Source organism: Stenotrophomonas sp. SPM (assembly GCF_003105135.1).
GTDB lineage: Bacteria > Pseudomonadota > Gammaproteobacteria > Xanthomonadales > Xanthomonadaceae > Stenotrophomonas.
The window spans coordinates 1-12869 of sequence record NZ_QETL01000105.1 but is presented as its reverse complement, the minus strand read 5'-3'; the positions used below and the strand labels follow the sequence as shown (position 1 = coordinate 12869).

Below are 12869 nucleotides of genomic sequence, written 5' to 3'. Positions count from 1 at the left end.
AGCCGGTGGCCGCCGACCTGCTGGGCGAAGGCCAGCTGCCGGCCGGCACGCAGGCCGTGCTGGGCTGGTCGCGTGGGCAGCTGCCTTCGGGATGGCCGGCCAGTGCCACCTACCTCGAGATACCGCAGGTGATCGTACGCCGCCGCGATGCCCCGCCCATCCTCGACCTGGGCGGGCTGCGCGGGCAGACCGTGGCCACGCCCGATCCGGCACAGCTGTCGCCCCTGCTGCAGCGGCAGGCGCCCGGCGCGCTGCTGCTGCCACCGATGGCGGTGGACACCGCCCTGCGCCTGCTGGTGGCCTCGCAGGTAGATGCGGTGGTGGCCAACCTGGTCGACGTCAAGCGCCTGCTGCGGGAGGGCAACGAGAACGCGCTGCAGGTCGCCGCGCCAGCCGGCTTCGACGATGCCCTGGTGCTGGCCACGACGCCGGCCTGCCGGCACTGGCTGGCCGTGTTCGACCCCCACCTGGCACCGCTGTCCAGCGTACGCGGCATCGCGTTGGCCACGCCGGATAAACCGGCATCCAGAACGGCTGCCGTACCGATGCCGCCGTGGCTGCGCGGCCTCGCCGCTGCCTTGCTGGCCCTGCTCGGGCTGGGGCTGGTGCATGCCCTCGGCTACTGGCGGCTGCACCGCGAAGCGCAGCGCCGCCGTGCCCTGCAGCAGCGCCTGCAGGAGGTCAGCGCGGGTCTGCCCGCGGTGGTCTATCGGACCCGGCGCAGCGCCACGGGCGAGTACAGCGTGCTCTACCTGACCGGAGACGTGCAGGCGCTGTTCGGCATGAGCGTGGACACCGCGCGCGTAGAGCACTGGCGGCTGCTGGCGGCCGTGCACCCGGAGGACCGCGGACCGGTGATGGCCCATGTCGATGCGGCGGCAATGGTGCGCGGGCCGATCGACGTCACCTTCCGCTGCCGCGGGCGGATGGGCTGGCGCTGGGTGCGTTCGCACGGGCGGCCGGTGGACTGCAGTGATGGTGATGGCAGCGGCGTCGAATGGAGCGGCTACTGGATGGACGTGACCGAGGCGCAGATGCGTGTCGGCACCTTGAACGACGCACGGCGCGAAGCCGAGCAGGCAGTGGTGGCCAAGGCCCACTTCCTGGCCAGGATGAGCCAGGAGATCGGCGCACCGATGAACACCCTGATAGGCATGCTCGACGACTTGGCAGAGACGTCGCTGGACCCGCGCCAGCGGCAGCTGCTGGCCACCCTCGACGAGGCGGCCTTGGTACTGCGGCAGATCCTCGAGGCGGTGCTGGACAGCGAGCGGAAGCGCGAGGGAGGCCGCCCCTCCCAGGCGGAGCCGACCGATCTGGCCGCATTGCTGCGGGGCGTGCAGCGCCTGCTGGCGCCGCTGGCCGCCAGCAAGGGACTGCACCTGCACTGTGTGCTGGACCCGGCGCTGCAGGCCAGTTCGCTGGTCGATGGCCTGCGCCTGCGGCAGATCCTGTTCAACCTGGCGGGCAACGCGCTCAAGTTCACCGCGCATGGCGGGGTCGAGCTGCGCCTGCAGGTGCAGCGCCAGGCGGCTGCCGGCCAGCATCTGCGGCTGCAGGTGGCTGACACCGGGGTGGGTATCAGTCCGGAGCGGCAGCGGGCGGTGTTCGCGCCTTATACGCAGGCCGAGGCCTCGACCACCCGCCGCTTCGGTGGCAGTGGCCTCGGACTGGCCATCTGCCGCGAGCTGGCCGCCGCACTGGGCGGCGAACTGCAGCTGCACAGCGTCCCCGACGAGGGCACCACGGTCAGCCTGGACCTGTACCTGCCTGCGTGCGACGCCCCTCCAGCGTCGGCACCACAGGCCGCCCAGGCCCCGGCGGCGGCCGGATCAGTGCGCCAGTAGGCGCACGATGCTGGCAGCGGCGTCGCGGCCTTCTGCCACGGCCGTCACCACCAGGTCCGCACCGCGCACCGCATCGCCGCCAGCGAACAGGCGCGGGTGCGAGGTCTGGTACGGCAGGCGGTCCTTGCCACCGGCGACGATGCGGCCATTGGACTGGCCTTCCACGCCGTGCTCGGACAGCCACGCCGGCAGCGTCGGCGAGAAACCGAACGCGATGATCACCACGTCCGCTTCCAGCAGCGATTCGCTGCCCTCGATCGGCACCGCGTTCTGGCGGCCATTGGCATCGGGCTCGCCGAGGCGGGTCTCGACCACGGTCACGCCGATCACTTCGTCATCGGCACCGGCTTCGATCGACAGCGGCTGGCGGTTGAACAGGAAGCGCACGCCTTCCTCGCGCGCATTGGCCACTTCGCGCGCGCTGCCGGGCATGTTCGCCTCGTCGCGGCGGTAGGCACAGGTGACCTTGGCCGCGCCCAGGCGCACCGCGCTACGCACGCAGTCCATGCCGGTGTCGCCGCCGCCGAGCACGACCACGCGCTTGCCGTTGAGGTCGGGCAGGGCGATGGTGTCTTCCCAGCCGGCAATCGGCCGGCCCTTCGGATCATCGCCGCTGACGATGCGGCTGTTCTGCACCAGGAACGGCAGCGCCGGCAGCACGCCCTTCAGGTCCTGGCCGTCCAGGCCGCCGTCGGTGTAGCGGTAGGCACCAGTACCGACGAACACCGCATCATGGCTGTCCAGCAGCTGCTGCACGCTGACATCGCGGCCGATCTCCACGCCCAGGCGGAACTGCACGCCCATGCCCTCAAGCACCTCGCGGCGGCGGTGGATCACGTCCTTGTCCAGCTTGAAGCTGGGGATGCCGAACTGCAGCAGGCCGCCGATCTGTTCGTAGCGGTCGTAGACCACGGCGCTGATGCCGGCGCGCGCCAGGCGGTCCGCGCAGGCCAGGCCGGCCGGACCGGCACCGATCACCGCCACGCTCTGGCCGGTGGGCTGCACCGCGGCCAGGTCGGGGCGCCAGCCACTGGCCAGCGCGGTATCGACGATGTACTTCTCCACCGCGCCGATGGTCACCGCGCCGAATTCCTCCAGCGTGCAGCTGCCTTCGCACAGGCGGTCCTGCGGGCAGACGCGGCCGCACACTTCCGGCAGCGGGTTGGTGCTGTGGCACAGGGTGGCGGCTTCGTGGATGCGGTTTTCCTGCACCAGCTGCAGCCACTGCGGAATGGCGTTGTGCACCGGGCACTTCCAACTGCAGTACGGGTTGCCGCAATCCAGGCAGCGGCCGGCCTGGTACTGGGCGTCTTCCTTGCCGAACTTGCCGTACAGCTCACCCCAGTCGCCGGAGGTGCGCAGTTCAACCGGGATGCGCTGCGGCATGGTCCGGGGCAGATCGAGGAACTGGAATGCTTGCTTGCGGCTCATGGCTGGCTCTGTGGTTTTTTGCGGTTGCCGGCCAGCGGCCGGCACTACGTGATCCTGGGTAGCCGGCCAGCGGCCGGCACTACCGTTACGCGGCGCGTCGCAGGGTTTCAGTCAGCGACTCGATGCTGGCGGCCTTGGGTTTGACCAGCCAGAACTTGCCGATGTAATCGCGGAACTCGTCCATGATCTGCTGCGCCCAGATACTGCCGGTCAGCTCGCGATGGCGGCCGATCAGGCGGTGCAGGTGCTGGCGGTAGTTCTCGAAGCCCTCGGCCGATACGCGGTGGATGTCGATCAGCTCGTGGTTGTAGCGGTCGACGAAATCGCGATCGACGTCCAGCACGTAAGCCAGGCCACCGGTGAAGCCGGCGCCGAAGTTCAGGCCGACCTTGCCCAGCACCAGCACCACGCCGTCGGTCATGTACTCGCAGCAGTGGTCACCGGCACCTTCCACCACCGCCAGCGCGCCAGAGTTGCGCACCGCGAAGCGCTCGCCGGCGCGACCGGCGGCAAACAGCTCACCACCGGTGGCGCCGTACAGGCAGGTGTTGCCGATGATGGCGGTGCTGCGGGCCTCGAAGCGCGCGCCGCGCGGCGGGCGCACCACCAGGCGGCCGCCAGCCATGCCCTTGCCGACGTAGTCGTTGGCTTCGCCTTCCACTTCCAGGTGCAGGCCGCCGACGTTGAAGGCGCCGAAGCTCTGCCCGGCACTGCCGCGGAAGCGCAGTTCCAGCGGTGCCTCGGCCATGCCCTGGTTGCCGTGCGCGCGGGCCACGGCGCCGGCCAGGCGGGTGCCGATGCTGCGGTCGGTGTTGTGGATCAGGAAGCGGTGCTCGCCCCCCTGCTTGTGAGCGATGGCCGGCGCCAGCAGGCCGTCCATCTGCGTGGCCAGGCTGTCCGGCGATTCGTACAGGCGCTGCGCGGCACAGTGGCTGCCTTCGTAACGGGCGTCGGCCAGCAGGCGCGACAGGTCCACGCGCACGCCGTCGCGCGGTGCGGCCTCGATCTGCCGCAGCAGGTCGGTGCGGCCGACGATCTCCTCCAGCGAACGCACGCCCAGGTAGGACAGCCAGCCACGCACTTCCTCGGCCAGCAGGCGGAAGAAGTTCTCCACGCGCTCGGGCTGGCCGGTGAAGTGGTTCTCGCGCAGGCGCTCATCCTGGGTGGCGACGCCGGTGGCGCAGTTGTTGAGGTGGCAGATGCGCAGGTACTTGCAGCCCAGCACGATCATCGGCGCGGTGCCGAAGCCGAAGCTGTCCGCACCCAGCAGCGCGGCCTTGACCACGTCCAGGCCGGTCTTCAGGCCACCGTCGGTCTGCAGCAGGGTGCGCCCGCGCAGGTCGTTGGCCAGCAGCGCCTGGTGCGCTTCGGCCACGCCCAGTTCCCACGGCACGCCGGCATAGCGGATGGAGCTGACCGGCGAAGCGCCGGTGCCGCCGTCATGGCCGGAAATGGTGATCAGGTCCGCACCGGCCTTGACCACGCCAGCGGCAATCGTGCCCACGCCGGCATGGCTGACCAGCTTCACCGACACCAGTGCGGTCGGGTTGACCTGCTTGAGGTCGTAGATCAGCTGGGCCAGGTCTTCGATGGAATAGATGTCGTGGTGCGGCGGCGGCGAGATCAGGCCGATGCCCGGCTTGGCATAGCGCAGCCGCGCGATCAGTTCGTTGACCTTGTGGCCGGGCAGCTGGCCGCCTTCGCCGGGCTTGGCGCCCTGTGCGACCTTGATCTGCAGCACTTCGGCATTGACCAGATACTCGGCGGTGACACCGAAGCGGCCCGAGGCCACCTGCTTGATCTTGCTTCGCCGCGCGGTGCCGTAGCGCGCCGGGTCTTCGCCACCTTCGCCGGAGTTGCTGCGGCCGCCGAGGCGGTTCATGGCGATGGCCAGCGCTTCATGCGCTTCCGGCGACAGCGCGCCGAGGCTGATGGCCGCGGTGTCGAAGCGCGGGAACAGTTCACTGGCGGGGGCCACCTCGTCCAGCGGCGTCGGCGCAGCGGCCGGCACCAGTTCCAGCAGGTCGCGCAGCGTCGACGGCGGCCGTGCATGCACGGCGTCGCAGTACTGCTGCCACGCACGCGGGTCACCGCTGCGCGCCGCGCGCTGCAGGGTGGTCACCACGTCCGGGTTGTACATGTGGTATTCGCCGCCGTGCACATACTTCAGCAGGCCGCCGACATCCACGCCCTGCTGGGCATCCCAGGCCTGCGCGCAGAGTTCGCGTGCATCGGCATCCAGGCGGGCGAAGCCGGCGCCACCGATGCGCGAGGCGGTATCGGGGAAGTACAGATCGACCACTTCCGGTTCCAGGCCGATGATCTCGAACAGCTGCGCACCGCGGTAGCTGGCCACGGTACAGATGCCCATCTTCGAGATGATCTTCGACAGGCCCTTGTAGACGCCCTTGCGGTAGCGGCGGCCGATCTGCGACTGCTCGCCACCCTTGCTGAGCTTGAGGATTCCGCGGCGGCCCAGGTCGAACAGCGTCTGGTAGGCCAGGTACGGATACACCGCCGTGGCGCCGAAGCCGAGCAGGCAGGCCATGTGGTGCGGGTCGCGGGCGGTGCCGGTCTCGACGATCAGGTTGACGTCGCAGCGCAGGCCCAGGTGCGAGAGGTGGTGGTGGATGGCACTGGTGGCCAGCAGGGCGTGCACCATCGGCCGCCCGGCTACCGGGTAGCGGTCGGACAGCAGCAGCATCACCATGCCCTCGCGGGCGGCCTGTTCGGCCTCGGCGCAGATGCGCTCGATGCCGGCGCGCAGGCCTTCGTCCTCGCTGTAGGACAGGTCGAGCAGGCGGTTGGCCTGCACGTACTGGTCCATCTTCAGCAGCTGGCGCAGCTTGCGCTGGCTCAGCACCGGCGAGTTGAGGATGACGTGGTTCACCGTCTCCGGGCCGGCATGGAAGATGTTGGTCTCCTTGCCGAGCTGGGTGGACAGGGACATCGCGCAGTCTTCGCGCAGCGGATCGATCGGCGGGTTGGTGACCTGCGCGAACGCCTGGCGGAAATAGTCGTACAGCGGGCGGCTGCGCTGGCTGAGCACGGCCATCGGCGTGTCATCACCCATCGAGCCGGTGGCTTCCTGCTCGGTCTCGGCCAGCGGCCGCAGTACCTGCTCCACTTCCTCGCTGCTGAGCTGGTACAGCTTGTGGTAGCTGCGCAGGGTGCCTTCGTCGAAGGGCTCTTCCACCAGCGACGGATCGATCAGCTCGGTCTGCAGGTAGGTGACGCCCTGCTGCAGCCACTGCTTGTACGGCGCGCGGCCGCGGTTGATGCGGTCGATGGCTTCCGAATCGAGCAGGTCGCCGCGCTTGAGGTCGATGGCGATCATCTCGCCCGGGCCGAGCTTGCCCTTGCGCACCACGCGCTCGGTCGGCACTTCCCACACGCCCGCTTCGGAGGCGACCAGGAAGTGGCGGTCGGCGGTCAGCATCCAGCGCGCCGGGCGCAGGCCGTTGCGGTCCAGCGTACACACCGCATAGCGGCTGTCGCAGGCGACGATGCCGGCCGGGCCGTCCCACGGCTCGCTGTTCAGGCCATGGAACTCGTAGAACGCAGCCAGGTCGGGATCCTTGAACTCCAGCGACTGGGTCGCCGGCGGCACCAGGATGCGCAGCGCCTGGATCAGTTCCATGCCACCGGAGACCATCAGTTCCAGCATGTTGTCCAGGCTCTGCGAATCCGAGCCGTGCATGGAGATGACCGGATCGAACTCGGCGATGTCGAAGCGCGGGGTCTTCCACACCTTGCTGCGCGCCTGCGCCCAGCGACGGTTGCCTTCGATGGTGTTGATCTCGCCATTGTGGGCGAGCATGCGGAACGGGTGCGCCAGCGGCCAGCGCGGCAGCGTGTTGGTGGAGAACCGCTGGTGGAACACGATGGCGCTGGAGGCCAGTTCGCGGCGCTGCAGGTCCGGGAAGAAGCGGCTCAGCTTGTCCGGCAGCACCATCCCCTTGTAGCTGATCGCGTTGGGGCTGAGGGTGGTGACGTAGTAATCGGCATGCTCGCGCAGCTGCTGTTCGCTGCGGCGGCGGGCCAGGAACAGCGCCAGCGCGAAGCCGCCGTCGTCCTGGCCGACACCGGCGTCGACGAACACCTGTTCGATGCGCGGAAGCGTATCGCGGGCCAGCTGGCCGCAGACGCTGTCATCGGTGGGCACCTCGCGCCAGCCGGCCACCTTGCAGCCGACTGCTTCCACCTGCGCCTGCAACTGCGTGCGGCAAGCCTGCGCGGCCTCGGCGTCGTGCGGCAGGAACACCAGGCCGGCGGCGAAGCGCGGGCCCACGGTGATGCCGGCTTCGCTGGCCAGCAGTTTCAGGAAGGCATCGGGGCGGCGCAGCAGCAGGCCGCAGCCATCGCCGGTCAGCCCATCTGCGGCGACGCCGCCGCGGTGGGTCATGCGCGAAAGCGCAGCAATGGCGGTGTCGACCAGCAGGCGCGAAGGCTGGTCGTCGAGCTGCGCGACCATGCCGAATCCACAGGCATCGCGCTCGGAGCGCGGGTCGTAAAGCCCTTGGCGGTTGCGGGGGGCCATCTCTACCTCGATGCGAAAGGAAATGAGCGGGGACACTCGTGCCCGCTCATTCCCTGGAGCGCATCGTGAGGCCACCGGATGCCTCGACTAGATCACAGTTGTTGCAACGCCGCAATACACGGTTGCGCGTGCAACCAAAACGCCGGCAAACCCTTGCCGGCGTTGGCTTTCCGTCAGCCGCAGCGAGCGCCGCTGACCAGGCCCTTTTCGTCCACTTCGATGTTCAGGCGATCGCCCATGAACTCCATCGTGGCCACGTCGTTGGGCTTGAGCACGCGCACCTGGCTGGCGGCGGCATCTTCCTGGGCCTGCTTGCCCAGCGCGTCGGTATAGGCCTGGCCGACCAGGCTCTGCACCTGGCTGGCATCGCAGTTGCCGGCCGGCGGTGCTTCGGTGGCCTTGCCGGCCTCATCGGCCGGGGCCTTGGCGGCTTCGGCGGCCTTCTGGGCGTTGGCCGTGGCCGCATCCTGCTCATCCAGCGCTGGCGCCTGGCAGGCGGACAACGCCAGCACGGCCGGCAGCAACAGGGCGGAGAGCGAACGGGCGCGAATCTGGAACGACATCATGACTCCGGAAGAGAAGGGACCGTGAAGACCCGAGCATAGCCGCGAAGCCCCCCTCACGTGTTTGTGTTGCGTTATTGACGTGGCTACGCCGCGCCGATCGCCACACTGGCGGCATGCCTCCTGCCCCCACCCCCGAACGACAGGCCGCACGCGCGGCGGGCCTGCGCTATGTCGATGACACCCAGCCCGGCATCAGCCGGCGCCGCGCAGGCAAGGGTTTTGCCTACCGCGATGCCGATGGCCATGCGGTGCGCGATGCCACCACCCTGCAGCGCATCCGCGCGCTGGCCATCCCGCCGGCCTACACCGCCGTGTGGATCTGCGCGCATGCCAACGGCCACCTGCAGGCCACCGGCCGCGATGCGCGTGGGCGCAAGCAGTACCGCTACCACGCCGATTGGGCCGCGGTGCGCGATTCGGGCAAGTTCGACCGCACCATTGCCTTCGGCGAAGCGCTGCCGGCCCTGCGTCGCAGGCTCAGCCGCGACCTCAAGCAGCGTGGTTACCCGCGCGAGAAGGTGCTGGCGGTGGTGGTGGCGCTGCTGGCAGACACCCTGGTGCGGGTGGGTAATGAAACCTATGCCAAGGAAAACAAGTCCTATGGCCTGACCACGCTGCGCAACCGTCACCTGGACCTGCTGCGCGGGGGCCGCGTGCGCATGCGCTTCCGTGGCAAGTCGGGGCAGCTGCATGAGGTGACCGTCGGCGACCGCCGCCTGGGCACCCTGGTGCGCGGCGTGCAGCAGCTGCCAGGGCAGGCGCTGTTCCAGTACCGCGACGACGACGGTGTCGTGCAGCCGGTCGATTCCGGTGCGGTCAATGACTACCTGCGCGAGGTGATGGGCGAGGACTTCACCGCCAAGGATTTCCGCACCTGGGGCGGCACCCTGGCAGCGGTACAGACCTTCGCCGCCACCGAGCTGCCGGAGCCGTCCAGCCAGCGGGCACTGGCCAAGGCGCAGCGCGAGGTGGTGTGCCAGGTAGCGGCGCGGCTGGGCAATACGCCGGCGGTCTGCCGCAAGGCCTACATCGACCCGTGCGTGTTTGCCGGCTGGGAGCGTGGCGAACTTACCGCGCTGGCCGGTCTGCGCGGCCCACGGCAGTGGGAGCAGGCCACGCTGAAGGTACTGCGCCGGGCGCGGCGGTTGGCAAAGCGCCGCGCCTGAGATCCTCGTAGCGTCGAGCTTGCTCGACGGCGGTTACCCGCAATAGATGGCGGTGATGTTGTTGGTGCGGCCGGTTTCAATCGTCAGCCGATCACCGCCTTCCTGTGCCGCACCCGCCCCCGGATCGGCATTGCCGCTGGCGGTGTTACCGCTGCGCTCGCGGCTGCCGCGCAGAACCTGCACGTGCAGGCTGTCGCTGTCAACGCGCGCGCGTTCGATGGTGACTGCCGAGGCAGCCAACCCAACCGCGCCGCGCACCATGTTGGTGTGGCACTGGCCGGAAATCACGCCATCGATCGGTTGGATCTGGGCAACCGGACTGCTGCTGCAGGCGGCAAGGGCGAAGCAGGCGGCGGCGGTGGCAATTGCATGTTTCATCTGGGCATTCCTCGTGTCCTGGCCTGAAGAGTGCGACGACACGCGTGGTGGCGGAATGAATGCCGTGCACGCGATGGACACAGTGCGCTCACTGCCGCCGGCACGCGGGATGGAGAGACTGCACGAGCGGCGCACGCCGCCCCCGGTAGTGTCGGCCGCTGGCCGGCGACCCCATTCCCTCCCGAGGAGACCTGCATGGCCACCACCAAGAAGACCCCCGCCCGCCGCAAGGCATCGCCCAAGGTGCGCAAAGGCAGCACCGCGAGAAAGACCGCGGCCGAAACCGACCGCCCGCGCGTGGTGAAGACCGCCACCCGCAAGGCTGCCGCCAGCGACCCGCGCGCGGCACGGGTGGCCTCGCGGCAACGACGCCTGCAGGACCAGGAGAAAGCCAAGGATGCGCGCGCCACCAGGAAGGCGGCGAAGAAGACCGCCACCCAGGCCGGCGCACGCAGGCAGCCGGAAACGATGCCGGCCCAGCACCTGGCCAAGCCCGGGCATGAGCATGCATTGGAACTTGCGCCGCGCTTCCTTGCGCCCGACTACGTCGGCAGCGGCAAGTTGCAGGGTATGCGCGCGATCATTACGGGCGGTGACTCGGGCATCGGCCGCGCCGTGGCCGTGCTGTTCGCCCGCGAAGGCGCCGATGTGGCGGTACTGCATCTGGACGAAGCCGAGGATGCGGAGATCACCCGCCAGCACGTGGAACGCGAAGGCGCGCGCTGCATGGTAATCGCTGGTGACGTACGCGATCCGCGCTTCTGCAACAAGGCCGTGAAGCAGGTGGCCAAGGCCTTCGGCGGCATCGACATCCTGGTCAACAACGCGGCCTTCCAGCTGCATTGCGAGCGGCTTGAGGATCTGGAAGACGCGCACCTGCAGGAGACGCTGCAGACCAACATCGGCGGCTACATCCAGATGGCGCGGGCGGTGCTGCCGCATCTGGGCGAGGGCGCCAGCATCATCAACACCGGCTCGGAAACCGGTCTGTTCGGCAGCAAGGCACTGATCGACTATTCGGCCACCAAGGGCGCCATCCATGCCTTCACCAAGGCGCTGGCCAGCCAGCTGCTGCCGCGTGGCATCCGGGTCAACTGCGTGGCGCCGGGCCCGGTGTGGACACCGCTGAACCCGGCAGACAAGCAGGCGGAGGACGTGGCCGAGTTCGGCAAGAACAGCGACATGGGTCGCGCCGCGCAGCCGGAAGAGCTGTCGCCGGCCTATGTGTTCCTCGCCTCGCCGGCCTGTGCCAGCTATATCAGCGGGGTCATCCTGCCGGTGATGGGCGGGCCGCACGGCTGACGGGGCGGTAGTGCCGGCCGCTGGCAGGGCATGGGATCAGAGCCCTTTCGCAGGCGAAAGGGCTCTGATCCCGGCAGCCCCCAACCGTTCGTCGGCCCATGACTTCCGGGGGGTTGACTACAGCTGTCGTCATGCAGACAGTGACGACACGTGTAGTCAATGGAGGGTGTCATGCGTGGCAAGACCATCGGGGACCAGGAGCTGGCCCTGCTGCAGTACATCGATGAACATGCGCCGGCCAGTGTCGGCGAGGTCGCCAGTGGCTACGGCGAGGCCCGCGGGCTGGCCCGTTCCACCGTGCTGACGATGATGGAGCGGCTGCGCGCCAAGGGATATCTTCAGCGCGAGCAGCAGGAGGGCGTCTACCGCTACCAGGCCACCCGTGGCCCGGACAGCGTGCTGCAGGGCGCCGTGGCCCAGTTCGTCGACAACACCCTGCAGGGTTCGGTGTCGCCGTTCGTGGCCTACCTGTCGCAGCGCCAGGAAGTCAGTGACAACGAGCTGGCTGAGCTGGAAGCACTGGTCGCCCAACTCCAATCGCGTCGCCACGAGGGCTGAGCCATGGATACCACGATGCTGATTTCCCTGCTGGAACGCCTGGGCTGGACCAGCCTGCAGACCGTGCTGCTGGTGGCCCTGGTGTACGGGCTGTGCCGCGCACTGCCCTCGCTGTCAGCCAGCACCCTCTGCCGCTTGTGGTGGCTGGTGTCGCTGCAGGCGGTGCTGGGCCTGTTCTGGAGCCAGCCGCTGCAGCTGGCCTGGCTGCCGGCGCCGCAGGCCATGGCAATGAGTGCCACCGACCTGGCCGCCGATGCGATCCATCCGATGGCGCCGGAACTCTCGGCGAACCTGCTGGCCACCGCGCCGATCGACCAGGCCCCCGACATCGCTGCGACGATCGGCAGCGGCGTATCGCCGATGGCCTGGTGGGCGCTGGTTCTAACTGCGCTGTGGCTGTCCGGCGTGCTGGTGATGGCGTGGCGCACCTTCGGAGAGTGGCGCCAGTGCCGCGCGCTGCTGGCCGCCTCGTACCCCTGCGAAGACGCTGCCCTGGTGCAGGCGTTGCAGCTGGCTGCCGATGCCCACGGCCTGCGCCGTGCACCGCGCCTGTGGATGAGCGAACGGGTGGACGCGCCGCAGCTGGTCGGTCCGCTGCGCCCGGTGCTGCTGCTGCCGGCCGGTGCCAATGCCCTGCAGGGCGATGCGCTGGATCTGGCGCTGACCCACGAGCTGCAGCACATGCAGCGCGGTGACCTGCAGTGGGGCCTGCTGCCTGCGCTGGCGCAGCACCTGTTCTTCTTCCATCCGCTGCTGCGCCTGGCCGTGCGCGAATACGCCCAGGCCCGCGAGGAAGCGGTGGATGCAGCAGTGGTCGGCCAGCACGGTGCCAGCCGCCACGCCTACGGCCGCCTGCTGCTGCAGCTGGGTGTGGCGCCGCAGCCGCACCTGGGCGTGGCCAGTGCCGCGCCGAGCACCACCAGCCTGAAGCGCCGCCTGATGAGCCTGCAGCCGCGTCGTGCCTGCCCGCGCATCCTCGCCATCGGCCTGACCGCCCTGGTGGTTGCGGTGGGCGTCGCGCCGATGCGCCTGGTGGCCGCGCCGGTACCGCCAGCGCCGCCCGCACCGCCGAAGACGGTTC

9 protein-coding genes are annotated in these 12869 nt (G+C 69.4%); 5 read left to right on the top strand and 4 right to left on the bottom strand.

The window, feature by feature from the left end:
• Positions 1 to 1847 (top strand): ATP-binding protein (locus tag DCO49_RS16870; RefSeq protein ID WP_116864988.1); only part of this gene is annotated, 1847 nt, incomplete at its 5' end.
• Here DCO49_RS16870 and DCO49_RS16865 read toward each other — a convergent pair.
• The 3 genes from DCO49_RS16865 to DCO49_RS16855 form a co-directional block, all read right to left on the bottom strand.
• A complete protein-coding gene (locus DCO49_RS16865; RefSeq protein ID WP_116864985.1) occupies positions 1833 to 3278 on the bottom strand; it encodes an FAD-dependent oxidoreductase in 1446 nt (481 codons plus the stop codon). The genes DCO49_RS16870 and DCO49_RS16865 overlap by 15 nt on opposite strands.
• Before the next feature lie 85 nt (positions 3279 to 3363).
• Complete coding sequence (gltB, locus tag DCO49_RS16860) at positions 3364 to 7818, bottom strand: glutamate synthase large subunit (RefSeq protein WP_116864987.1); 4455 nt, start codon at positions 7816 to 7818, stop codon at positions 3364 to 3366.
• A gap of 173 nt (positions 7819 to 7991) precedes the next feature.
• A complete protein-coding gene (locus DCO49_RS16855) occupies positions 7992 to 8381 on the bottom strand; it encodes an I78 family peptidase inhibitor (RefSeq protein ID WP_116864986.1) in 390 nt (129 codons plus the stop codon).
• Positions 8382 to 8497: 116 nt separating this feature from the next.
• Here DCO49_RS16855 and DCO49_RS16850 point away from each other — a divergent pair, with 116 nt between their 5' ends.
• Entirely contained in the window at positions 8498 to 9550 is a 1053-nt protein-coding gene (locus tag DCO49_RS16850; RefSeq protein WP_116864984.1) for a DNA topoisomerase IB, read from the top strand.
• 33 nt (positions 9551 to 9583) lie between these two features.
• Here DCO49_RS16850 and DCO49_RS16845 read toward each other — a convergent pair whose 3' ends face one another.
• Positions 9584 to 9928: a hypothetical protein gene (locus DCO49_RS16845; protein WP_116864983.1), complete on the bottom strand. Its 345-nt coding sequence runs from the start codon at positions 9926 to 9928 to the stop codon at positions 9584 to 9586.
• A gap of 195 nt (positions 9929 to 10123) precedes the next feature.
• Here DCO49_RS16845 and DCO49_RS16840 point away from each other — a divergent pair, with 195 nt between their 5' ends.
• The 3 genes from DCO49_RS16840 to DCO49_RS16830 all read left to right on the top strand — a co-directional run.
• A complete protein-coding gene (locus tag DCO49_RS16840; protein WP_116864982.1) occupies positions 10124 to 11230 on the top strand; it encodes an SDR family oxidoreductase in 1107 nt (368 codons plus the stop codon).
• A 171-nt stretch (positions 11231 to 11401) separates the two neighbouring features.
• Positions 11402 to 11788, top strand: a complete 387-nt coding sequence (locus tag DCO49_RS16835) for a BlaI/MecI/CopY family transcriptional regulator (protein WP_079224605.1) — start codon at positions 11402 to 11404, stop codon at positions 11786 to 11788.
• A gap of 3 nt (positions 11789 to 11791) precedes the next feature.
• Positions 11792 to 12869: M56 family metallopeptidase (locus DCO49_RS16830; RefSeq protein WP_243402765.1), on the top strand; the 1078-nt coding region annotated here is incomplete at its 3' end.